Origin of the sequence: Streptomyces sp. NPDC001828 (assembly GCF_042892175.1) — a bacterium.
GTDB lineage: Bacteria > Actinomycetota > Actinomycetes > Streptomycetales > Streptomycetaceae > Streptomyces.
Genome location: NZ_JBIATV010000004.1, coordinates 96332 through 119738, shown reverse-complemented (window position 1 = coordinate 119738; position 23407 = coordinate 96332). Strand labels below are relative to the sequence as shown.

Annotated in this window: 20 protein-coding genes; 9 read left to right on the top strand and 11 right to left on the bottom strand. The window is 72.1% G+C overall.

Annotated features, from left to right (window positions below; genetic code table 11):
• Window positions 1–30 precede the first annotated feature (30 nt).
• Together otnC and ACFYZA_RS14700 are read left to right on the top strand one after the other, a co-directional pair.
• A complete protein-coding gene (otnC, locus tag ACFYZA_RS14705; protein ID WP_388490483.1) occupies window positions 31–666 on the top strand; it encodes a 3-oxo-tetronate 4-phosphate decarboxylase in 636 nt (211 codons plus the stop codon).
• Window positions 667–742: 76 nt separating this feature from the next.
• The gene (locus ACFYZA_RS14700; RefSeq protein ID WP_388490481.1) at window positions 743–1492 is read left to right on the top strand and encodes a substrate-binding domain-containing protein; all 750 of its coding nucleotides are present in this window, start codon (window positions 743–745) and stop codon (window positions 1490–1492) included.
• Between the two features lie 34 nt (window positions 1493–1526).
• On the opposite strand, the gene ACFYZA_RS14695 is transcribed toward ACFYZA_RS14700, so the two are convergent.
• The 3 genes from ACFYZA_RS14695 to ACFYZA_RS14685 form a co-directional block, all read right to left on the bottom strand.
• Complete coding sequence (locus tag ACFYZA_RS14695) at window positions 1527–2210, bottom strand: GntR family transcriptional regulator (protein WP_388490479.1); 684 nt, start codon at window positions 2208–2210, stop codon at window positions 1527–1529.
• A 140-nt stretch (window positions 2211–2350) separates the two neighbouring features.
• Window positions 2351–4060: an L-lactate permease gene (locus tag ACFYZA_RS14690; RefSeq protein ID WP_388490478.1), complete on the bottom strand. Its 1710-nt coding sequence runs from the start codon at window positions 4058–4060 to the stop codon at window positions 2351–2353.
• A 161-nt stretch (window positions 4061–4221) separates the two neighbouring features.
• Window positions 4222–4992 carry an IclR family transcriptional regulator gene (locus ACFYZA_RS14685; protein ID WP_388490476.1) on the bottom strand — a complete coding sequence of 257 codons (771 nt, stop codon included), beginning with the start codon at window positions 4990–4992 and terminating at the stop codon, window positions 4222–4224.
• Between the two features lie 97 nt (window positions 4993–5089).
• On the opposite strand from ACFYZA_RS14685, the gene ACFYZA_RS14680 reads away from it, so the two are divergent.
• From ACFYZA_RS14680 to ACFYZA_RS14655, 6 genes are all read left to right on the top strand, one after another.
• Window positions 5090–6256: a pyridoxal-phosphate-dependent aminotransferase family protein gene (locus ACFYZA_RS14680; protein ID WP_388490475.1), complete on the top strand. Its 1167-nt coding sequence runs from the start codon at window positions 5090–5092 to the stop codon at window positions 6254–6256.
• Window positions 6257–6328: 72 nt separating this feature from the next.
• On the top strand, window positions 6329–9301 hold the full coding sequence (locus ACFYZA_RS14675) for an FAD-binding and (Fe-S)-binding domain-containing protein (RefSeq protein WP_388490473.1): 2973 nt from the start codon (window positions 6329–6331) through the stop codon (window positions 9299–9301).
• A gap of 90 nt (window positions 9302–9391) precedes the next feature.
• Complete coding sequence (locus tag ACFYZA_RS14670) at window positions 9392–10012, top strand: TetR family transcriptional regulator (RefSeq protein ID WP_382595318.1); 621 nt, start codon at window positions 9392–9394, stop codon at window positions 10010–10012.
• Window positions 10013–10026: 14 nt separating this feature from the next.
• Window positions 10027–10794 (top strand): SDR family NAD(P)-dependent oxidoreductase, encoded by a 768-nt coding sequence (locus tag ACFYZA_RS14665; RefSeq protein ID WP_388490472.1) that lies wholly within the window; start codon window positions 10027–10029, stop codon window positions 10792–10794.
• Between the two features lie 93 nt (window positions 10795–10887).
• Window positions 10888–11928 carry an NAD(P)-dependent alcohol dehydrogenase gene (locus tag ACFYZA_RS14660; protein ID WP_388491007.1) on the top strand — a complete coding sequence of 347 codons (1041 nt, stop codon included), beginning with the start codon at window positions 10888–10890 and terminating at the stop codon, window positions 11926–11928.
• Window positions 11929–12128: 200 nt separating this feature from the next.
• Window positions 12129–13109: an esterase/lipase family protein gene (locus ACFYZA_RS14655; protein WP_388490470.1), complete on the top strand. Its 981-nt coding sequence runs from the start codon at window positions 12129–12131 to the stop codon at window positions 13107–13109.
• Window positions 13110–13135: 26 nt separating this feature from the next.
• Here ACFYZA_RS14655 and ACFYZA_RS14650 read toward each other — a convergent pair whose 3' ends face one another.
• The 6 genes from ACFYZA_RS14650 to ACFYZA_RS14625 all read right to left on the bottom strand — a co-directional run bounded on the left by ACFYZA_RS14650 (window position 13136) and on the right by ACFYZA_RS14625 (window position 20544).
• Window positions 13136–14713 carry a diacylglycerol/lipid kinase family protein gene (locus ACFYZA_RS14650; protein WP_388490469.1) on the bottom strand — a complete coding sequence of 526 codons (1578 nt, stop codon included), beginning with the start codon at window positions 14711–14713 and terminating at the stop codon, window positions 13136–13138.
• Window positions 14714–14771: 58 nt separating this feature from the next.
• Window positions 14772–15242, bottom strand: coding sequence for a MarR family winged helix-turn-helix transcriptional regulator (locus ACFYZA_RS14645; RefSeq protein WP_388490467.1), 471 nt, complete (start codon window positions 15240–15242; stop codon window positions 14772–14774).
• A gap of 59 nt (window positions 15243–15301) precedes the next feature.
• Window positions 15302–15733, bottom strand: coding sequence for an STAS domain-containing protein (locus ACFYZA_RS14640; protein WP_388490465.1), 432 nt, complete (start codon window positions 15731–15733; stop codon window positions 15302–15304).
• On the bottom strand, window positions 15730–16821 hold the full coding sequence (locus ACFYZA_RS14635) for a B12-binding domain-containing protein (RefSeq protein ID WP_388490463.1): 1092 nt from the start codon (window positions 16819–16821) through the stop codon (window positions 15730–15732). The genes ACFYZA_RS14640 and ACFYZA_RS14635 overlap by 4 nt, the downstream gene beginning before the upstream one ends.
• The gene (locus ACFYZA_RS14630; RefSeq protein ID WP_382595333.1) at window positions 16818–18311 is read right to left on the bottom strand and encodes a PP2C family protein-serine/threonine phosphatase; all 1494 of its coding nucleotides are present in this window, start codon (window positions 18309–18311) and stop codon (window positions 16818–16820) included. Before ACFYZA_RS14630 ends, ACFYZA_RS14635 begins: the two co-directional genes overlap by 4 nt.
• A gap of 457 nt (window positions 18312–18768) precedes the next feature.
• Entirely contained in the window at window positions 18769–20544 is a 1776-nt protein-coding gene (locus tag ACFYZA_RS14625) for a hypothetical protein (protein ID WP_388490461.1), read from the bottom strand.
• 314 nt (window positions 20545–20858) lie between these two features.
• Between ACFYZA_RS14625 and ACFYZA_RS14620 the strand changes: the two genes are divergently transcribed.
• Complete coding sequence (locus ACFYZA_RS14620; protein WP_388490459.1) at window positions 20859–21194, top strand: hypothetical protein; 336 nt, start codon at window positions 20859–20861, stop codon at window positions 21192–21194.
• 277 nt (window positions 21195–21471) lie between these two features.
• Here the strand turns inward: ACFYZA_RS14620 and ACFYZA_RS14615 are convergent, their stop codons facing one another.
• Window positions 21472–22527, bottom strand: a complete 1056-nt coding sequence (locus ACFYZA_RS14615; RefSeq protein WP_388490458.1) for an alpha/beta hydrolase — start codon at window positions 22525–22527, stop codon at window positions 21472–21474.
• Window positions 22528–22684: 157 nt separating this feature from the next.
• Window positions 22685–23395 carry a TetR/AcrR family transcriptional regulator gene (locus tag ACFYZA_RS14610; protein ID WP_382595288.1) on the bottom strand — a complete coding sequence of 237 codons (711 nt, stop codon included), beginning with the start codon at window positions 23393–23395 and terminating at the stop codon, window positions 22685–22687.
• Window positions 23396–23407: the final 12 nt, after the last annotated feature.

Genomic DNA, 23407 nt, shown 5'->3' with positions numbered 1-23407 from the left:
GGAGCGGACCGTCGCGGGCGGCGGCGCCGTATGACCTCCGCCGAACGGGCCGCCGCGGGCGAAGACATCGTGCGCACCGCACGCTCACTGTTCTCCCGCGGGCTCACCCACGGCAGCACCGGCAACCTGTCCGTGCGCATCCCGCAGGGCATCCTGGTGACTCCCACCGGGTCGAGCCTCGGCACGGTCACCGTCGGCCGGCTCTCCCTGGTCGACACCGGTGGCCGGCATCTGGACGGCCCCCCGCCCTCCAAGGAGGCCGTCCTGCACGCGGCCGTGCTGCGGGCCCGGCCCACGGCTCGGGCCGTCGTCCATACCCACTCCACGCACGCCGCCGCCGTTTCCTGTCTGGCCGGACTCGATCCCGAGAACGTCCTGCCGCCGCTGACCGCCTACTTCGCCATGCGTATCGGGCGCCTCCCGCTCCTGCCCTACTTCGCGCCGGGCGACCAACGTCTCGCGGAGGCCGCCGGGGCAGCCGCCCGGACCGGGCACGCCGCCCTCCTGCGCAACCACGGTCCCCTCGTCGCGGGCTCCTCTCTGGCCACGGCCATGGACGCGCTGGAGGAGCTGGAGGAGACGGCCCGGCTGTTCCTGCTGCTGCGCGGACTGCCGACCCGGCCGCTCACCGAGGCTGAACAGGCCGACCTCACACCACCCGCCTGACTCGCGGCCAAGCCCGCACCACCGCCGCACACCCGTAGAGCAGGTGGCGGCCTCGAGAGAAAGAAGCGAAGACACCGTGCCCGACAGCGACAACATCCCCAACTCCCCTGCGGGGGACGGCTCCACACAGCGCCCCCTCACCCTGTTCAGCGCCCTGGCCGTGCGCAAGGCCCTGGACGAGGTCGTCCTGCCCGCCTTCACCCGGCGGACCGGGGTGGCCGTCACGGCCGTGTTCGACCCCACGGTGCAGCTGGTACGCCGGATAGACGCGGGCCAGCCCTTCGACGTACTGATCGGCGTCACGGACTCGTTCGGCCCGCTCGCGGAACGCGGCCTGGTGGAAATCGGTACGCGAACCGCCCTGGCCCGTACGGGAGTTGGCATCGCCGTGCCGCCCGGAGCGCCGCGCCCCGACATCAGCACGCGCGCCGCCCTCGTCGCCACCCTGCGGGCGGCCCGCAGTGTGGCCTACTCGCGGACCGGGGCGAGCGGCCTGTACTTCGCCGGGCTGCTCGACGAGCTCGGTATCACCGCTGAGATCAACGCACGGGCGACCGTCATCGAGAAGGGCTTCATCGCCGAGGCCGTGGTCGACGGGCGGGCCGACATCGCCGTCCAGCAGCTGAGTGAACTGCTCTTCGTTCCGCGGGCGGACATCGCGGGGCCGCTCCCCGAGGAGGTGCAGCACTACAGCCACTTCTCGGCGATCCTCAGCACCGGCTCGGCCCGTTCCAGCGAGGCACGCTCGCTGCTCGGGCACCTGCGCGGGCCGCTCGCCGCCGAGGCTTACGCGGACACCCTGCTCGAAGCGGTAGCCGCGCTCTGAGGACACGGGGCCGGCGTTCCCCGGCCCCGGGTTCTCAGCGTGCGCCGGGTGCCAGGATCCGGTCCTTCGCCTCGGCGAGGTGACGGCGCATCAGTTCCGCCGCGCCTTCCGCGTCCCGGCGCTCCAGGGCCTGGTGGATCAGGCGGTGCTCCCCCGCCGCGTGCCCTGCGCCGGTCTGGCCGCGCTTGCTGAACATCCGGAAGCGCTGCACATGGCCGCCGAGCGCGAGCAGCGCCTGTTCGAGGAAGGGGTTGCCGCTCTGTGCGGCGATCAGCCGGTGGAAGGCGTCGTCGGCCCGCCAGTAGTGCTGGAACCCCTCCGCGCGGGTGTCCGCGCTGGATGCCGAGTGGTCCAGCTCGTCCACCGCCGCGCCCAGCGTTTCGAGGAACTCCGGCGTGGTGCGCAGCCCGGCCTCCAGGGTCAGTGCGGGTTCGAGCACCGCCCGGGCCTCGAAGAGCTTGCCGATCTCCCGGTCGCTCAGGGCATCGGCCACCCGGTACCCCTTGAGGGCCTCGCGCCGGACCAGGCCGGTGTGTTCAAGGCGCGCCAGCGCCTCGCGCAGCGGGGTCTGACTGACGTCGAGTTCACGCGAGAGCGCACCGATGTTCAACGGCGAGCCCGCGACCCTCTCCCCGGCGATGAACTGATCGAGCAGCACCTTGTACATGCGGTCGGCAATGGGCTCACGTACGGGACCGGACTTCGTCGACACCATCATCCTCGCGCGATTCGTACAGGATCATTCTCAGTGATGTGTAAAGGACATGAATCATATACCCGAGATTCTTTCCGCATCGCGGCTCGTCAGCATCGCGGCTCGTCAGCGGGGCCGGGCCGGCGGACGCTGTACGAGCGTGGTCACGGCACCATCCAGCCCAGTACTGAGGTGGACTGGAGCCAGGCGAGGACGCACAGAGCGGTGAGGACGGTCAGGCTCCAGCCGATCACCTTCCGGAGGATGTCTCCCTCGCGTCCGGTGAGCCCGACGGCGCCGGCGGCGATGACGAGGTTCTGCATCGCGGCGGCCTTGCCCTGCACCCCGCCAGTGCTGTTGGTGGCCGCCGCGAGCAGCGGGGAGATGCCGACGTGCCGGGCCGCGGTCACCTGCATCGCGCCGAACAAGGCGTTGGAGGAGGTGTCGGAGCCGGTGAGGGCCACCCCGAACCAGCCGAGCAGTCCGGACAGGAGCGCGAAGAGCCGGCCGGCCCCGGCCAGCCACACACCGAGCGACACCGCCATCCCGGACAGGTTCATGACGTACGACAGAGCGAGGACGCAGCTGACGGTGAGGGCGGCCCAGCGGATCTGCCGGAGGGCCTCGCCGTAGCAGCGCAGCGCACGCCGGGCAGACACGCCCAGCACGCACGCGCTCACAACACCCGTGACCAGCAGCAGTGTTCCGGCCGCGCCGAGCCAGCCGAAGTCGAAGGTGGCGACGGCCACCGGCCGCCCGCTCGCACTGGTCACACGCAATCCGGGCCAGGTGAAGGACACGTCCCGCGCGTCGACGAACCGCGCGACGGGGCCTTGATAGGAGACGAGCGAGAAGAGAAGCGTGAGGAACGCGTACGGGAAGTAGGCGCGGAACACCTCGCGGCGGGGATCGGCGGGCGGGAGAGGAGCGCTGGGCACGTGAGCGGCCGGAAGGGACACCAGGGGCGCGGTAGCGGCCAGGGCGAGCGCGGGCTCGGGTTCCGCCGGGAGCCGGGACGCGGCGGGCGCACGGCTCCCCGTGCCGGATCCGGGATCCGGAGGCTGTGGCAGGCGGCGGATGCGCAGCACCAGGAGTACCGCGCCGGCCGAGACGAACGCGGCCACCAGGTCGGTGAGTTGATAGGCCAGGTGATTGGAGCACAGGTACTGCCCCGCGCCGAAGCCCGCGCCCGCCGCGAGGGCGACGGGCCACAGTTGGCGCAGCCCACGGCTGCCGTCGAGGATGAACAGCAGGACGAACGGCACCAGGAACGCGATCACGGCGGACTGCCGTCCCACCATCGCGCCAAGGTCCGCGGCGGGGAACGAGGTCACCTTGGCGAGCGCCTGGATGGGGTTGCCCACCGAACCGAAGGCGGCGGGCGCGGTGTTGGCGAAGGTGGCGATCGCGGCCGCTTTCAGCGGTGGCTGGCCGAGGCCCACCAGGATGACCGAGGTGACGGCGATGGGAGTGCCGAATCCGGAGAGCGATTCGACCATGGCTCCGAAGCAGAAGGCGATGAGGACCGCCTGGACGCGCGGGTCGTCGGAGAGGCGGGCGAAGGTCCGGCTGATGACGGCGTCGTGCCCGGAGGCACGCTGGAGTCGGTTGATCCATACGGCGCCGAGCACGATCCAGACGATCGGGAAGAGGCCGAAGGCCGCGCCCTCGGCCGCGCCGAGGGCCGTCTGCCCGACCGGCATTCGGTAGACGACGACGGCGGTCACGGCGGCGGCGGCAAGCCCGGCGAGGGCCGCCCAGTACGCCTTGACGCGCAGGGCGCCGAGCAGCACGAGCAGGACGAGGAGCGGCGTCGCGGCGAGGAGTGCGGTGAGGGCAGGGTGGCCCAAGGGGTCGGTGATCTGGCGATACACGGAGTTCTCGCTTTCTGCGGCCGGGAAGAGGTGGCGGCAAGAACGCTCGATCCGTCTGCGGGGTGACACACAGACACGGAGGTTGATTCCGCATCGCGGAACCATGCTTCCGATTGATGTCACAGCTTGAGAGGACTCCGGGACTCCGTCAAGGGGTTACGTCAAGAACTACCGTGCATGGCAAGGGAGTTGACGTTTCCCAAGGCGTGCCCGAGCCGCTCGGCGGCGACCACGACCATGGCACCGAACTCCACGCATGAGGCGTCGGACATACGGCTGGTCGGCACATTCACGCTCAGGCTCGCCACCGGCAGGCCGTCCACACCGGTGACCGCCGCAGCGACCGCCGACACATCCGCACGCCACTCACCGCCGTTGGTCGCGTACCCACGACGCCGCACCTCGGCGAGTTCCACACGGAGCCGTTCGGGGTCCGTGATCGTGTGTGCCGTGAACTCCGCCAGCCCACTTGCCAGTTGACGCTCAAGGGTCTCCCCGGGGCTCGCGGCAAGGATCGCCTTGCCGTTGGCCGATGCGTGTACGGGCAGGTCCTGCCCGAGGGGCAGCACGATGCGCACCGGCTGACTGGTCTCCAGGCGCTCGATGAGGACGACCCGGTCACCCTCGGGCACCGCGAGGTGGACGGTCTCCCCGCAGCGCCGGCGCAGCTCCTCCATCACCGGCACCGCCGCGTCCCGCAGACCGAGCTCGCCGGTGGCCCGCCGGCCTACGTACAGGGCCTTGGCGGTGACCACCCACCGGGTCGGCGTTCCCGACGCCGGACGGATCCAGCCCGCTTCGTGCAAGGTGAGCAGGCTGCGCTGCACGGAGCTCTTGGGCAGCTCCATGGCGCGGGCGAGCTCGGCCACGCCGATCGGCTGGCGCTCGGCGATCTCCTCCAGCGCCCGAAGCGCGTTGAGCACGTTCTGCATCCTTGACTCCTCCTGGCCGACGACCCTACGCTCATCCGTGCCATAGAACGGTACGCTGTGCCGCTGAACGGCACAATCCCTGAAGGGGAGTTGGCCGATGCCATCCCGAACAGGCCGTCACTTCCTGCAGATTCCCGGTCCCGCCGATGTCCCGGACCGGGTGCGGCGCGCCATCGCGGCTCCCACCATCGATCACCGGGGGCCCGAGTTCGCCGACCTGACACACCGTCTGCTGCCCTCTCTCCAGGCCGTGTTCGCCACTCGAGGACCCGTCGTCATCTACCCCTCGTCAGGTACGGGGGCCTGGGAGGCCGCGCTGGTGAACACGCTCAGCCCGGGCGACCGCGTGCTCTGTTTCGAGACCGGTCACTTCGCGACGCTCTGGCACCGCATGGCGCGCTCCCTTGGCCTCGACGCCGACCTCGTACCCGGAGACTGGAGGCACGGCGCGGACCCGGAGGCACTGCGTCTGCGCCTGGCAGCCGACCCCCGTCACACCATCAAGGCCGTCTGCGTCGTACACAACGAGACGTCCACCGGCGTGACCAGCCGGGTGCCCGAGCTGCGGCGCGCCCTCGACGAAGCGGGACATCCCGCCCTGCTGCTCGTCGACACCGTCTCCTCGCTCGCCTGCGCCGACTACCGGCACGACGAGTGGCGCGTCGACGTCACCGTGGCCGGATCGCAGAAGGGCCTGATGCTGCCACCGGGCCTCGGATTCAACGCCATCGGCGAACGGGCCCTCGCCGCGGCGCGAACGGCCCGGCTGCCGAAGTCCTTCTGGGACTGGCAGCCCGTGCTCGACGCCAACGAGCACGGCTTCTTCCCCTGCACACCAGCGACGAACCTCCTGTACGGCCTGGACGAAGCCCTGCGCATGCTGCGGGAGGAGGGCCTTCCCGAGGTGTACGCCCGCCACGCCCGGCACGGCGCGGCGACCCGAACCGCCGTCGAGGGGTGGGGACTTGAGGTCCTGTGCCTGGACTCCCGGGAGTACTCGCCCTCGCTGACGGCCGTGCTGCTGCCCGAGGCGCACGACGCCGACAAGGTCCGCGAGGTCATCCTCGACCGTTTCGACATGTCGCTGGGCGCAGGGCTCGGCCGTCTGGCCGGACGGGTCTTGCGGATCGGGCATCTGGGCCACCTCAACGACCTCACGCTCGCCGGTGCCCTGGCCGGCGTGCAGATGGGTCTCCGACTCGCCGGGGTCCCGATTTCCCCGGCCGGACTCGATGCCGCCCTGGACGTCCTGCGTACCGGGTGACCGGCCGGTGGCCGTTCCGCTCCGCCCTCCCCCGAAAAGCTGAGAAGCCGAAGAGCCGAGGAGCCCGTCCGCATGACGACGTCCGGAGACACCACCCCGCCCTCGCCGCCCGACAGCGCGCCCGACCCCGCGCCCGACCCCGCGCTCGGCCCCGAACTGGAACACCGGCTGCGCAGCGCGCTCGACGGTGAGGTCCGCTTCGACCACTACACCCGGCAGCTCTTCTCGCGCGACGCGAGCATGTACGCCATCACCCCGCTCGGAGTCGCCTTTCCGCGCACCGCCGACGACGTGCAGGCGGCCGTCCACGTAGCCGGCGAGCTCGGCGTACCGCTCGTGGCACGTGGTGCGGGCACCAGCCTCGCCGGGCAGACGGTCGGGGCCGGGCTCGTGCTCGACCTGTCCCGGCACCTCGACTCGATCCTGGAGATCGACCCCGAGGCCCGCACCGCGCTGGTCGAACCCGGCGTCGTGCAGGACCGGTTGAACCGGGCCGCCGCACCGCACGGGCTCATGTTCGGCCCCGACACCTCCACCGGCGACCGCGCCACCATCGGCGGCATGATCGGCAACAACTCGGCGGGCAGCGGCTCCCTGCGGCACGGCATGACCATCGACCACGTACGCGGTCTCGATGTGGTCCTCTCCGACGCCGGCCGCACCCACTTCGCCCCGCTGGAGGAGTCCGAACGCCTGCACCGGGCGTCGTCGTCCACTCTCGATGGTCTGATACACCGTCAATTACCGCTGTTGGTAGCGGAATACGAGCAGGCGATCGGCGAGAACACGCCCAGCTTCTGGCGGCGGGCCTGCGGGTACCGCCTTGAGCGGCTCCTGGATCCGGCCGGGCGATTCGACCTCGCGCGCTTCGTGGTCGGCTCCGAGGGCACCCTCGCCATCGCCACGCGCGCGCTGGTCGACCTCGTGCCGCGCCCGGCCCACACGGTCATCGCCGTGGGCCACTTCACTTCGGTGGCCCATGCCGTGGCGGCCACCGAGGACGCGCTGGCGTGCGACCCGGCCGCGGTGGAACTCCTCGACCGCACGATCCTCGACCTGTCACGCCGCCGGATCGAGTACGCGTCCCTGGGTTCCCTGCTCACCGGCGAGCCCGGGGCGCTCCTGTTCGTCACGTTCAGCGGGGATGACGAGGGCCGGCTGTCCGGCAGCCTCCAGCGCCTCACATCACTGTGGCGCACGCACCACCACGGCTATCACACGCTGACCGCCGAGACGCCACGGGAGCAGCGCGCTCTGCTCACCGTGCGCAAGGCGGGCCTCGGGCTGCTCATGGCCGCGAGCGAGGGCAGCCGGCGCCCCCTCGCCTTCGTCGAGGACACCGCCGTCGACCCCGCCCATCTGGCGGACTACACCCGGCGCTTCCAGGCGGTCCTGGACCGGCACGGCCTCACGGCCGGGTTCTACGGACACTGCTCGGTCGGCTGTCTGCACATCCGCCCCTTCGTGGACCTCGCCGAGCCCGCACAGGTCGCCACCATGCGCGAAGTCGCCGAAGAGATAAGGGACTTGGTGACCGAGTACGGCGGCGTCAACTCCAGCGAACACGGCGACGGCCTCGCTCGCAGCGAGTTCAACCCCCTGGTCTTCGGGGCGGATCTGTACGAGGCGATGCGGCGCACCAAGCACCTCTTCGACCCGCGCGGCCTCCTCAACCCGGGCAAGATCGTGGACGCCCCGCCGATGACCGAGCATCTGCGTGACGCGTCCCTGCCGCCCGCCGTACCGGTGCGCACCCGCCTGGACTTCGAGGTCGTCGGCGGGATGCGCGGCGCGGCGGACCGGTGCATGAACATCGGGCAGTGCCGCAAAAGCGGCACCGGAGCCATGTGTCCCTCCTACATGGCCACGCACGACGAGGAGCACTCCACCCGAGGGCGGGCGAACGCCCTGGTCAGCGCGCTGTCCGAGCCGGACCCCCGGCGGGCGCTCGGGGACGAGCGGCTGCACGGGATCCTCGACCTGTGTCTGATGTGCAAGGCGTGCAAGAGCGAGTGCCCGCTCGGCGTCGACATGGCCGCCCTCAAGGCGGAGACCCTGTCCCACCACCACGACCTCCACGGCACTCCGTTCAGGAGCCGTCTGTTCGGCGCGATCCGGCTGCTCCAGCGCGTCGGTTCGGCGACGGCCCCGCTCTCCAACCTGCCGGGCCGCAGCCGCGCGGTGCGCCGTCTCCTCGAACGCCGGCCGGGCATCACCGCCGCCCGCCCACTGCCGACGTTCACCCGCGAGAACCTGGTCCGCTGGTACCGCCACCGCGCCACCGCTCCGGCCGGCGCATCCGGTGCCCCGATGGGCGAACTCACCTTTCTGGCCGACTCGTTCACCACCTACACGGAACCGGCCATCGGACAGGCCGCCATCGAACTCCTGGAACACAGCGGCTGGCGGGTGCACCTCGTGCACCAGGCCTGTTGTGGCCGCGCCGGCCTGTCCAAGGGGCTCCTCGACCAGGCGAAGCGCACCTCCGCCCGCCTGTCCGAGGCCCTCGCGGCGAGCGGAACACCGGATGCACCGATCACCGGCTGCGAACCGTCCTGCCTGATGACCCTGCGGGACGAACACCTCTCGCTCCATCCCGGTTCCGCGCGGGCACGCGAGGTGGCGGGCCGCGTCCGGCAGCTCGAAGAGCTCCTCACCGACGCCGTCGACAGCGGCCGCCTGCGGCTGCGCGACACCGCCTGGCCGGCCGGCCGGCGCCTGCTCTACCAGGCGCACTGCCACCAGAAGGCCGAAGTCGGCACGGCCGCGACCCTGGCGCTGCTCCGCCGGATCCCCGGCGCGGAGGTCGTCGAGCTCGACGCGGGATGCTGCGGAATGGCGGGCTCCTTCGGTTTCGAGGCGGAGCACTACGAACTGTCCATGAAGGTCGCCGCCGACCGCCTCCTGCCCGCCGTGCGCGCCGAACCCGCCGAGACCCTGATCGTCGCGAGCGGCGTCTCCTGCCGCCAGCAGATCCAGCACGGCACGGGGCGCCGGGCGTGGCACCCCGCGGAGCTGATCAGGGCGGCGGCCGAGGCGGTCTGAGGGGCGGATGCCACCGTGCTCCTGGCCTCCGGATCCTGTCCCGCCAGGACAAGTGTCCCATTGAGACATTTCAGGAGTACAGTCGACGGCATGAGCAGCACGGAGGGCCGACGGGTCCGCAAAGTCCAGGAGAGCCGCGAGGCCATGGCGGACGCCGCCGTGGACCTGGTTCTGGAGCACGGGTTCGACCAGGTCACCGTCGAGGCCATCAGCGAACGGGTGGACGTCTCCCGGCGCACGTTCTCGCGCTACTTCTCCGGCAAGGAGGACGCCGTGGTCGACGCGCTGCGCGCCGACTTCGCGCGGATCAACGCGGCCCTCGCCGCGCGCCCCGCCGAGGAGAACCCGCTCACGGCCTACCACCGCGCCCTGCACGACTGGCTCGACGACGAGCCGGCCGCCTGGCACCGCCGCCCCCGCTCGGGCGAGCTGCTGCGACTGCTCCACCAGGAGCCGTCGCTGCTGGCCGCCTACGGCCACGTACGCGACGAAGCCCAGGACGCGTCCGTGCGGATCGTCGCGCGGCGCCTCGGCGTGGATCCCGAGCACGAGCTGCGTCCCGCGCTCGCCGTCTCGCTCGCGGTCGGCGCGTTCGGTACGGCCGTCCGGTTCTGGATCGCGTCGGGCACGGCCGCGCCCCTCCCCCAGCTGATCGACGCGGCGTTCGCGGCCCTGGCCGCCGAGCCCGCACCCCGCCCCACCCGCAAGTGAAACCAGGTAACACCATGTCCACCAGCACCAGCACCAGCACCGAGTTCGCCGGGAAGACCGCACTGGTCACCGGCGCCGCCTCCGGCATCGGCCTCGAAGTAGCCCGCCGGCTTGCCGAGGGAGGTGCGGCCGTCGTCGTCGCCGACTACAACGAGCGGGGCGCGAAGGAAGCCGCCGAAGCCATCACCGCGGCCGGCGGCCGGGCCGCCGCCGTCCACGTGGACGTGACGGACCCGGAATCGGTGCGCGCCGCGGTCGGCTTCTGCGCCGACACGTTCGGCGGCCTCCACCTGGCCGTCAACAACGCCGGGATCGCCGGTACCTCCGCGCCGACCGGCGAATACCCCGTGCAGGACTGGCAGCGGGTGATCGACACCAACCTCAACGGGGTCTTCTACTCGCTCCGTTACGAACTTCCCCAGCTCCTCGCCTCGGGCGGCGGCGCCGTGGTCAACATGTCCTCGATCCTCGGCAGCAACGGCTTCGCCGGCTCGTCCGCGTACTCCGCCGCCAAGCACGCGGTCGTCGGCCTGACCAAGTCCGCCGCCGTCGAGTACGCCGCCCAGGGCGTCCGGATCAACGCCGTGGCCCCCGGCTTCATCGACACCCCGCTGCTCCAGGGCGCGGACGACGCGCGCGAGCACCTGATCTCGCTGCACCCGCAGGGGCGGCTCGGCACCGCGGAGGAGGTCGCCGAACTCACCCTGTTCCTGCTCTCGGACCGCGCCTCGTTCATCAACGGCAGCTACCACCTCGTCGACGGCGGCTACGCGGCACGCTGACCGGCCGCGACCCCGTGGGCCGCACAGGCTGCGGCCCACCGACCAGAAGTGAGCGCAGGAAGAGAGGCACCCAAGATGTCAACTCAGGCCCGGATGAAGGCCGTTCAGTACCGCAGTGGCGGCGCGGCCCCCGAGGTCGTCACCGTCGTACGCCCCGAGCCGGGCCCCGGCCAGGTGCTCCTGAAGGTGACCGCCGCCGGTGTATGTCATTCCGACATCGCCCTGATGAGCCGGCCGGCCGAGACCCTCGGCTTCCCGTTGCCGCTCACGCTCGGGCACGAGGGTGCGGGGACCGTGGCCGCGCTGGGCGACGGTGTCACCGGTTTCGAGGTGGGCGAATCCGTCGCCGTGTACGGGCCCTGGGGCTGCGGGAACTGCCTGATGTGCGCCCAGGGCAAGGAGAATCACTGCCTGCGCGCCGCCGAGCTGGGCATCCGCCCGCCCGGCCTGGGCGCTCCCGGTGCGATCGCCGAGTACATGCTCGTGGACGACCCCCGCCACCTGGTTCCGCTGGGCGGCCTCGACCCGGTCACCGCCGTTCCGCTGACCGACGCGGGCCTGACGCCGTACCACGCCATCAAGACCTCCCAGCCGAAGCTCACCCCCGGCAGCAGTGCCGTGGTCATCGGCACCGGCGGCCTGGGGCACGTGGCCATCCAGCTCCTGCGCGCGCTGACCCCGGCACGGGTCATCGCCCTGGACGTGAGCGAGGGGAAGCTGGAGCTCGCCCGCGAGGTCGGCGCGCACGAGACCGTCCTTTCGGACCGGCACGCGGCGGCCAAGGTCCGTGAGCTGACCGGTGGCCTGGGCGCCCAGGCCGTGTTCGACTTCGTGGGCGTGCCCCCGACCGTCGCCACCGCGACGGCCTGCGCCGCCGTGGAGTCGGACATCACGATCGTGGGCATCGGCGGCGGCGCGGCCCAGGTCGGCTTCGGCACGACGCCGTACGACGCGGCGGTCCGCGCGCCCTACTGGGGATCACGCTCCGAGCTGATCGAGGTCCTCGACCTGGCGCGTTCCGGCGCGGTCGACGTCCACGTGGAGACGTACTCCCTCGACGAAGCGCCCGAGGCGTACGAGCGGCTGCACCACGGCCTGATCAAGGGCCGGGCCGTCATCCTGCCCAACGGCTGACGGCCCCTGCCCCGCCGGGACGGGTCCCGGCGGGGCAGGCGCATCCGTTTGCCGGAGCGCGGGGTGAGGTGGCGGCGAACATCCGGGTGACCGCGCGTGACCCGGTCCCGCTCACGGCGTTCCTTGTGCGGTGCCCCGGGTGCGGTCCACGCGGACCGGGGCCCCCGTCCCTGGCCCGTCCAGCCCATGAGGTTCCCGTGATGCCCCACCGATTCGGTGCGACGGCCGTCGTCGCCGCCCTCTGTTCTCTCGCTCTCTTCGCCGCCGCCCCGCCCGCCCCGGCGGCGACGGGAGGCGGCCATCGGCCCGATCACGACTCCGTCGTGGGCGCGCTCGCGGCCACCCTGCTGTCGCCGGCCACCGCCAACTCCCGTCCCCCGGGGGCGAATACGGACCCCGCCAAGCCCTGCCTTCCCGGGGCGGACCGGCACGCACACCCCCGGCCCGTCGTCCTGATCCACGGCACCGCGGAGAACGCGTACGACAACTGGAACGTCATGGCTCCCGCCCTGGCCAACGCCGGGTACTGCGTCTACGCCGTCAACTACGGCGCCACCGGCCCCCTCAGCGCGCTCGGGGCGAAGGCGACAGGACCGATCGAGGACTCGGCGAAGGAACTGGCGACCTACGTCGACCGTGTGCTGCGCACCACGGGGGCCCGCAAGGTCGATCTTGTCGGCCACTCCCAGGGCGCGGGCCCCATGCCCCGGCAGTACCTGAAGTTCGAGGGCGGCGCCGCGAAGGTCCACCGGCTGGTCGGGCTTGCCCCGGACAACCACGGCACGACCGTGAGCGGGCTCGGTGCCGTGCTCAGGACGGTCGCCCCGGTGACCGACACGGTCGTCGGGCCCGGCGCGCTGGAGCAGGTGACCGGGTCACGGTTCCTGGCCGCGCTCAACGCGGGCGGCGACACCCGGCCAGGGGTGCGCTACACCGTGCTGGCCACCACCTACGACAAGGTGGTCACCCCGTACACCTCGGGCTTCCTCAGCGCCCCCGCCGACGACCCGGGCGCGGTCACCAACCTCACCCTGCAGGACGTGTGCCCGGGCGACGCGTCCGGGCACCTCGCCATCTCCTACTCCCCCAACGCCGTCAACCTGACCCTCGACGCCCTCGACCCGGCCCGTCGCGGCACCTGGTCCTGCGTGAACGTTCTGGGCATTCCCCCGCTGCCCTGAGCCGGACATCGGGGGACGCCCCGGTGTCAGCGCAGCCACTGCTCCTGGTCGGCGGGGCGGTAGAGCGTGACAGCGCCGGGGAGCTTGTCGAGTACCAGATGCCGGTAGGTCGCCTCGGTCACCTCGCCGTCGTACGCGAAGTGCGGCTCGCCCTCCAGGATTTCGAGGTCGAGCCGGCGCACCTGGGCGGTCGTCAGCACCCGGGAGCTGTGCAGGGTGCCCGTGAGCACGGCGAGCAGCAGCCGGGTCCGGGCCAGCGGGGTGCCGGCCTCCACCGCCCGGACGTCGAGCAGCCCGTCGTCGAGCTGGGTGCGGTAGGTGGGGGCGAAACCGGCCGGATGGTAGATGCCGTTCCCCGCGAAGAGCAGCCAGATGCGGCGGGGCCGGCCGTTGATGACGACCGAGAGCGGGCTGCCGGTGGCGAGGACCTTGGCCAGGCCGACGGCGAGCGCGGGCCATTTGCCGATGCGCTTCTCCAGCCGCTCCCTCGCGTGGACGAGCTCCGAGTACACGCCGATGCTGAACGTGTTGAGGAAGAGCTGCTGGTCTTCGCCGCTGGGGAACTCCTCCGGCGCATCGCCGGGCTCGCCCGTCGCCGGGTGCGTGCCGGGGCGTACGGGCGACGAGGCGCGGCCGACGTCGGCGGTGACCGCGTCGCCCGCCCGGAGTGCGCGGGCGACGTCCTCCAGGGTCTGGTTGCCGAGGTCCGCCGCGAAGTGGTTGAAGGTGCCGCCGGGGAAGACGGCGAGCGGCACCCGGTGCCGGGCGGCCGTCGCGCTGCCCGCGTTCACCGTGCCGTCGCCGCCGCACACCCCCAGCGCCCCGCCGTCAGCGGCGGCCCGCGCCGCGGCCTGGTCGAGCAGGGCCAACAGGTCGTCGCCCGGCTCGAAGACGGTGATCGCGGCCTCGGGAAGCAGCGTGCGCAGACTCTCGGCGGTGTCCTTGGACCAGGCGACCCCGGAGGACGGGTTGACCACCAGCTGGAGGCCCTTGCCCTCCTTGAGCGCGGGGGCCGGCCTGCGCGGCGGGGCCGCGGCAGCCGCGGCCTCCGGCTTCACCGGCCACCAGCGGCACGTGAGCAGGGCGGCGCCCACCCCGACGATCGCCCCGGCCGCCGCGCGGCGCCGGTGGTCGAGCTCGCCGCCCGCGCGTACGTAGGCGAGGCCCGCCGCGAACGGCAGCACGGCCAGGCCGTACCGGGGTGACTCCAGGACGACGCCCGAGGCGAAGGCGGCGGCCGATGCCATCGGGCTGGACGGCAGGGAGGCGGTGCTGGGGCGGGGGAAGATGCCGGGGAGCGCGTCCAGGACGGGCCGGGAACTGCGGGCGGCCGGCTTGGCCAGCGTGTGGTTGACGGCGGCGACGATCGCCACCGAGCCGATGCCGCGCAGCGCGGCGCGACGGGCGCTGCGGCCGCCCGAAAGACCCAGGGCAGCCGCCGCACCCAGCCACACGGCGTCGTGTCCCGCTGCCCTGCGCAGCAGCTGCGTCACGGAACTCCCGCGTACGGAAGGTGACTTGTCGATGGAGGCGGCCATCCGGCCGGCCAGTCCCGCTGCTTTGCGCAGCCCTTGCGTTGTCTGCGGCCGTCCAGGTCGCTTCATGCGCTCGCCACACCCCTGAACCTAGTGAATCCGCTGCGTACGGCCGGGTCCGGCCGTGTCAACGCCCCACCCTACCGGGGGCGGCGATGGCGCTCCGCAGCGCGGCGAGCCCGGTGGCCAATGCGCGACGGTCCTCCCGCGGCATGGTCTCGATGGCCAGGGTCAGGGTCGCTTCGCGTTCGCTGCGGATCCGCTCCAGGTGGCGCCGGCCACCGGCGGTCAGGCGCAGGGTGACTTCGCGCCGGCTGTCGGGGCAGGGCAGCCGTTCGAGGAATCCGGCCGCCTGCAACCGGTCGCAGAGCCGGCTGACGGAGGGCGGGGCGGTCCGGAAGAGTTCACCGAGGGCGCGCATGCGTATGCCGTCGTCGCGGTCCACGAGGTACATCAGGCGCAGCTGGGGGGTGGAGACCGAGGTCGTGGTGACGGTGTCACGGGCCTGCTGCCACAGCAGGTCGAGCAGGTCGACGACATCGCTCGCCGCGGGCGCCTCGGGATCGATCAGCTGGGGGTCGGGGTTTCGGTGAGGCATGGGCTCCCCCGTCGGCGCGCCGGGTCCTGTCCCCGGAGGGTCAGGGCGGTCGGACCAGGTCAGGCGCTGCTGTCCGGTCCGGTGGGGCGGGCCGGTATGGCTTCCTCCGTGTCCGCCCGGGATTCTCCCGGGCCGGAGGTCTGGCGCGCGGCGCTGGTGGGGAGCGCCGTGAGGTACTCCAGGCTACCCGTGATCGTCAGGAGCCGGTCGAGTGCCGGCGTGCGGTCCTCCAGGTGCAGGAGCACCTTCGCCGCGTCGGTGCGACGCCGGATCATCAGCAGTACCGAGAGTCCGGTCGAGTCGATGGACCCGAGCCCCGCGCAGCCCAGGTGCAGGTCGCGCAGCCGTGGATGGGCGGCCAGCTTGGCGGTGGCCGCGTCCAGGAGGAGGTCGGCGTTGTCGTAGTCGAGGTCCCCGCGCAGGTCTATGCGCACGGTGGTCTCGGTGTCAACGGCCGTCAGTCTGAGGTGACTTGAGGGAAACGAGCTCACGGATGGTTCCTGGCGGGTACGGAAGGGACGGAGGGCTCGGCGAGCCGGTCGGCGCCGAGTCGCAGGAGGCGTGTGGCGCGCGGGAAGTCCTTGAGTTCACCCGCCAGGAGGTGCAGGGCGGGCGGCAGGCTGTGTGCGGGGACACCGCGCGCCGTGAGGATCGAGGCGGTCCAGGCGATGAACCCGGTGAACAGGTCCGCGTCGTCGAGGTAGAGGGCGGTGGCGAGGAAGTCCACGATGTGCGCCACGTCCTCGGCGGTGCGCTCGCGCTGCAGGTCGCTGTACTGCCGCATGGCGGGGAAGGCCTGGTCGAGACCGTGCATGACGGCGCGGACCAGGCTGGTTCTGGTGCGCGTGACCATCGTGTATTCCTGGTCGTCCAGGTGCGGCAGATCGTCGATCGGCTGGTGGCCGGGCTCGGGCCGGTCCAGCGGGGCGCTCTGGATCCGGTCGGCGGCGGAGCGCGCGTCCGCGGCCCAGGCGTCCGCGCCGAGCAGTTCGGCGTAGCGGCCGCCGGGTCCGAAGGCCGCCCCGCCGACCACGACGGGAACGCCCACGGCCTGGCAGGCGGTGATCGTGGCGTGGGCGATGGGCAGCCGGGTCGCGATCGAGCTGGAGAGCGCGACGAGGTCGGGCCCGGTGCGGTGCACATGCGCGATGAGATGCGGCACGGGCACCTGGGCACCCAGGTAGTCGACGCGCCAGCCCCGCAGTCTGAGCACCTCGGCGAGGAGCCGCGCGGGCAGTGCGTGCCATTCCCCGTCCACGCAGGCCACCGTGACCCGCCCGCGGCCGACGGCGGTCCGTGCGGCGGGGTGCAGCGAAAGCGCCGCCACGGCACGCTCGTTGATGGCGGTGGCCGCGTGCTCCTGGGCCACGGTCATCCGGTTGGCGGCCCACTCCTCGCCGACCTTGAACTGAACGGGGGCGATCACGTCGAGCAGCACGCTCTCCGGGTCGACCCCGTCGTCCAGAGCCCGCTGCACCAGCTCGGTCGCCGTGTACTCGTCGCCTGCGAACACGGCCTCCCACAGGGCGGTCTCCAGCGCCGCCGGGCCCGTGGGAGCCGTGCGAAGTTCGGTACTCATGCGGTGAACCTGCCCCGTGTGTGGCCGTTCACCGCGCTCAGGTGGTGACTGCGCGGCGCGGAGACCACGACGACGGCCATGTCGTCGTGCCGGCCGTCGCCGACCCACTGCGCGGCGACCATCTGGACCCGCTCGACGATGCTCTCGGCGGGCATGCCCGCGCACTCGGACAGGACGCGCCGCAGCCGCTCCTCGCCGAACATGACATCGCCCAGGGGGCCGCCGCGGGCCTCGGTGAACCCGTCCGTGTACAGGACGCAGGTCTCCCCCGGCGCCAGGAACAGGTCGGCGCTGTCGGCCCGCACCTCGGGAATCGCGCCGATCAGGGTGCCCCGGGTGTTGGCCTCCTCCACCTCTCCGGTGGCGCGCACGACCAGCGGCGGCGGGTGGCCCGCGCTGGTCACGCGCATCCGTACCGAGCGGCCGTCGCGCACCGCGGACGCCAGGATCAGGGTGGCGAAGCGGGTGTGGTGGGAGTTCAGCAGAGCCATGTTGAGCAGGCCGAGCATCCGCTGGTGGTCGTCGGCGAGCGGGAGCAGGGCGTGCAGCGTGTTCCGGATCTTCCCGGTCAGAACGGCGGCTTCCAGCCCCTTGCCGCACACGTCTCCGAGCACCACGAGCGAAGGGGCGCCCTCGGTGACCGCCGGGTGCACGTCGTAGAAGTCGCCGCCGATGCGCTCGTGGTCCTCCGAGGGGCGGTAGCCGCCCGCGAAGTCCACCCCGGACACCTGGCGCAGGGACGGCGGGAGCAGCTCGCGCATCAGGACGTCGGTGATCGCCGACTGGTCCGCGTACAGGCGGGCGGCCGACATGGCCGCGCCCGCCCGGGCCGCGAACAGCCGGGCGAAGACCTCTTCCTCGGGGGTGAACCCGGGGCCGTCCGCGCGCCGCAGCAGGATCAGCGCGCCGGCCGGGACACCGTGGCCGGGCAGCGGGGTGACCACTATCGAGCCGGGCGCCCCGAACCCCTCGGGCACCACCCAGTCGGGGACCGTGCGGGGGTCGACCCAGCGGGTGGGCACCGGGGGGAAGCCCTGCAACGCCTCCGCCAGACCCGGCACGGAATCCGGGTCGGCGCTCGCCGAGGAGGTGACCGGACTGCCGTCGCGCAGGCAGCTCACGACGGGCAGGCGGTTCCCGCGTGCGGGGGCGACCACGAGCGCGGCGTCGGCCAGGTGCTCGGCGGCCATCTGCGCGGTGACGTGCGTACAGCGGTCCAGATTCAGGGAGGAAAGCAACAAATTGGACGCCCTGCCCAGGAACGCCGTCCGCTCGCGCTCCTTGCGCAGCGCTTCCTCGGCCAGCCGGTGGTCGGTGGTGTCCACGAGCCACCACAGCACCGTGCCGCTGTCCTCGACGGTCGGATGCGCCTCGAAGACCCGGTCGCCCACGCGGCCCGACCACATGGGGGGCTCGGCGGCCTCGCCCTGGCGGGGGATGCGCAGCGCCGCGTGCGCCGACGCCAGCCAGCCGGGGACCGCGTCAGCCATCACCGCGCCGGGCCGCGCCCGCGGCAGGAGTGCGCCCGCCGCCTCGTTGACCAGGACGATGGCGCCCTGCAGATCAGCTATCAGGACGGGATACGGGGCCCTGCTCCACAGGGAACCCGCCTGTGCGTCGACGCCAGTTGCCGGATTGGTGGAAGTCACCAAATGTCGAGGATCCGCTGCGCGAACCCCTCACCTCACACCCTCATAGGAAACATTGCCGTTCGGCAACCATCCCCCATCCCCTGCTTCCTGGCAACCACGCCCCCGTCACGCACCCCGGCCCGCCAGGGCGGCGGGCCCGCAACCCCGGTACACCGTCCCGGGCTTGCTCACACCTGGTGGGGAGCGCCCCCGGGAAGCCCGGCGGAAGGCCGACCACCAACGTCATCGTCGTCAACACAAGTAGACGTGACGTCAACCACGAGTTCCGGCGAATAGGCCCGGAGGGGGACGGCCCTCACCCCTGGACCGGCCGAGGCCGGGGCGCCGTCGGTGAGGGACCGCGCCCTCCGCCCCGATGTCCGCGACGGGAACTCGGCGATGGGGCGGGCGAGTTGTCCACCGGCGGTTCGGAGGGGCTGGGGCTCGCGACCGGGGTGGCGGCGGGGCCGGACGCCGACGGGAGACCCGCGCTCGTCGGCGGATGCGGGACCGGGCTCGGCGTCGCCCTGGCGGAGGAGGGGGCCGGCTTGGCGCTGCTCGGGACGACGGTCGGGGCGGCTCGGGGGCAGGGCGGCTTGCGGCCGCCGCAGAGGCCGGGGTGCGAGGGGCCGGGGGTGGGCCGCGTCACACGGCGCGCGGTGCTCCTGGGCGCGGGCGAGGGGCGGGGTGGGGCGGGAACGGCCAGGTGCGTGAAGGGCAGGGCCGAGGACCGGCTCGGCGGCAGGGGCTCGGGGGTGACGCCCGCCGCCCAGGCGCTGGCCGTCGACATGACGGCGGCGAGCGCCACCGAGGCCAGGGCCGCGCGCGTGCGGGGTCGTCCGGCCGTCGCCGTGTGCGCGGTCCGTACGAGCCGCCGTACGAGACGCGCCAGCAGGCAGCCGATGCCGATGAGCGGGAAGGCGAGCAGGACGAGGCCGGTGAAGGCGACGGCGCAGCCGGAGATGTCGCCGTGGACGGCGGCCGCGTAGGCGCCCTGCGCCTGCGCGGCGACGGAACGCGCGGCCGTGGCGGAGATGCGCGGCAGGTTCCACAGGGTGTACCCGAGGTCGGTGATCATGAGCGGCAGCACGACCAGCATCCACACGGCGATCGTGGTGCGGGCCTTGCGCGTCAGGGTGGTGGCGACCGCTGGTCCGGGTTTCCGGCCCGGCAGTACGCCGCGCAGGATGGGACCGATCTGGCCGTACAGATCGGGTACGCCGGCGATGTCGGCCAGGATGTAGTAGCCGTCGAGCCGGGCGGCCGGCACGAGTTGCTCGAAGATCTCGAAGTGGCCCAGGTAGATCGCGGCGAGCAGGAACGACCAGCCGGTGCCCGCGTAGGCGGCGGCCAGCGCGAGCATGAAGACGACGTTGAAGTAGACGCCGCCGAGGTCGGTGCGGAGCCGGCCGGCCCGGCTGATCCGGTACACGTCGGTGACGTCGGTGTAGAGCGAGGGCCACAGCAGGTAGATGCCGCAGCCGATCCTCCCCGGCCTGGCACCGCCGTAGTGACAGGCGGACGCGTGGCCGAACTCGTGGAACACCAGCGAAGCGACGACGAGACCGAAGACGGCGAGGAGCAGAAGCGGTTCGTCCAGGGCCCCCAGCAGGGCCGGGACCGCGCCGTGCACGAGGAACAGCCAGCCGTCCAGGGCGGCGAGGCCCAGCAGGACCAGGCCGACGGCCGGCGGCCGGTGGAGCCAGGCCAGCATCCTGGCGGCGGCCGCCACGGCACGCGGCGGGACCAGGGTGCGGCGGCCGACCAGGCCGAGCAGCAGATCGGAACGCGGTACGTCCTTCGCCAGCGCCGTGCCCGTGCCCGGGGCGGCGGTGATGCCCATCGGCTCCAGCTTGTTCGTGACCAGATACGCGATGTTGTCGGCACTCACCTCCTGCCCGAAGGAAAGGGTGACTTCCCGCGCGATCTGCTCGACATCGCGCTTTCCGTCGATCGCCACGGCGACGAGATGGAGAAGTTCGGAAAGGTGCACGACCTGGCCGTCGCCCCTGCGGGCGATGAAGACCGATTCCGCGTAACCGGACCCCTGATATTTTCCGTGCAGCTCAAGATCATCGGTCCGGAACGGCACCGTGCGCGCCGCGACCGCAGCGGACTGCCCGTCCTGATAAATGACGCAACCTTTCCCAACGCGGTGCGGCACGGCATGAAAAGAAAACACCGAGCAGTCGCACCATAAATGCGCCTGATCGGATGTCCCGGTGTTCTCAGTGCCAGCGCAACCACGCCCCCCTGGATACGGAAAGCGTGTCGCCGGCCGGCCGTCGAGGGCAGCTGACCAAACCCCGCACGACGACCGGCCGACGACTCACTCACTCAGCCTGTGGACCCCCCACGTGCTGTTCAGCAGTGACGCGGCGCAGGGGCGCAGTGCGTCGGAGCGTGGTGCGCGGGCGGAGCCTCGTGGTGCGCCGGGGCGTGGTGGACCGGCACGTGGTGCTCGGGTGCGTGGTGGGCCGGGGCGTGGTGCACCGGGGCGTGGTGCACGGGCACGTGGTGCTCCGGCACGTGGTGGACCGGAGCGTGGTGGACCGGCACGTGGTGCACGGGGACGTGATGGGCCGGCACGTGGTGGACCGGCGGGCACGGCGCGGGCACGTGATGGGCCGGAGCACAGTTGAACTTCAGCACCCCCAGGGCCTCGCGGTTCGGCAGCAGGCCGACGGTCTGACCCTCAAGATCGGATACGCTGAGCATTTCGGCTCTCTTTCAGTCGAGTGACCGGATGGCCTCATGCAGGATTCCCCACCCAGGCCGTCCGGCGCCTTACGGAGAGAACGTTATGGCCGCGCCAATCAATACGACAAGCACTCCAGGAATTCGCACCTTCAAATAAAGGCAAAGGCGTCGAATCCCTGAGCGAATAAAGTGCCGTTAAGATCGCAAGCGCTTACCGTCAAAGGGATATGAGAAAAGCTCAACATCGCGCTTCGGTACCTGGCCGGGGCATAGATAAACGATTCGCCGCTTTCGAACCGGAGTCGCTGTGCCTGGCGTACTAGCGCGGGGCGTCGAGGTGGTCGCTCAGCCAGGGCATGGCCTGCGGGAAGAAGGCGGTCCAGGTGCCCCAGTTGTGGCCTCCGTCCGGCACGATCCTGGTCGTGACCTTCACCCGCGTACCGACGGCCGCCTTCGCGAACTCCTCGATGTACGAGGGCGGGCTGTCGGGATCCTGGCTGGACGTGCCGAGGAAGAGGGAGGTGCCGGGCGGGTTGTGGGACACCAGCCACATCGGGCTGGTGCGTTCGCGCAGCCGCGCGTCGCTCAGCACGCTGACGTCACCGGTGAGCGGGTCCGGGTCGAGTGCGACGCCCGCGCCGAACACCTTCGGGTACTGAAGCGGCAGCTTGGCCGCGCAGAAGCCCCCGGTGGAGATGCCCATCACGCCCATGCCCCTGGGCCCGGGCAGCGTGCGGAAGTGCTGGGCGATCAGCGTCGGCACATCGTCGGCCAGCCAACGGGCCACCTTGCGCCGAGGGGTGTCCGTGCAGTCCGTGTCCTCGCCGCCGGGGTCGATGACGGGCATGACCAGAATCGCCGGGCGGGCCGTGCCCTGCCGCACGTACTGCGCGAACGTGCCGGGCATTCCGCCCTGTTCGATCCAGGACTCCGGGGCACCGGGCACCCCGTGCAGCAGCATCATCACGGGGAAGCGGGTGCCGTGGCGGGCCCGGTCGTCGTATTCCGGCGGGGTCCACACGAGTACGTGTCCCGCCAAGTGGGAGTGCGGGCCGCGGAAGTAGGTGGTGCGCACCCCGTCGGCAGCCGCGGTGAACTTGGCCCGCTTCGGCGGCGGCCCGGTCATGGCGGTCGCGTTCGCGTCGACGGTGCCCATGAGGTCGTCCCACGAGGCGTACAGGCCGTAGCTGTTGTTGATGTCGGTGGCGACGGTGGCGATGGCCGTGACCTGGCACAGCACGATCATGAGGGTACGCGCGGGCCAGCGCAGCCAGCCCGGGCCCGGCACCCGCCCCCACAGGAGCAGCGTCACGGCCATCGCGACGAAGGTGAGGACGATCAGCAGGACGAGGAACGGCGTACTGGTCAACCCCATGTCAGCCGACTCTCCTCGCTGCTCACCCGACGCCTCGACGTGCACTGCCGTGCACTGTGGCACCGTGGCGAGCCACTGCCGCGACGGCAGGGCCGCAGCGTCGCCCGAGTGACGCCGACCGGACCCGGGCCGGCCTCCCGGGAGCCGGCGCGGGCCGCTACGCGCCGCGCGGAGGGGCTGCGGTCATGCCGGCGAGGATGAGGGCGACCCCGGCGAGGAACTGCTCGCGGTCGTCGTGGTCACGCACCTGGGCCGCGACGGCCCGGGTGAACGGGTAGTCGTCGGGGTCGAGTTCCTCCCATGACTTCGCCACGCCGTCCAGGAACCGGGCGCGGCTCGCGTCGGGCCCGAGCGCGCGGCCACTCGCCGCGTTCGCGGCGTTCTGGCCGGCGGCGCCGAGGATGTAGTGCAGCAGTGTGGACGCCGCCGTGAACCAGCCGCGCTCGGGCACACCGAGCTCACCGACCTGCCGGCCGACGCTTTCGAAGATCCGCAGAGTCACCGGCTGCCAGGGGCTGCGGGAGAGCTGGGCGGCGAGCCGCGCGGCCAGCCACGGGTGATCGTCGATGGCGTCGAACAGGCCGAGCGCGACAGCGCTGATCCCGGCCTGCGGTGACTTCGGGGACTTGGCGGGCCGCGCGGCCAAGGCGGTCGCGACCACGGCGTCGGTAGCGGCATCGAGCAGCTCGCCCTTGTTCGCCACGTGCCAGTAGATCGCTCCGGGACCCGTGGCCAGGCGCTCGGCGAGCGCCCGGAACGTCAGCCCGCCCTCCCCCGCCGCGTCGAGAAGCCCGACCGCGACCTCGACGATGCGCTCCCGGGAGAGCGGCTCCTCCCGTCGCTCCGCACGACGCGTCCTGGTTGCCATGCCCACATCGTG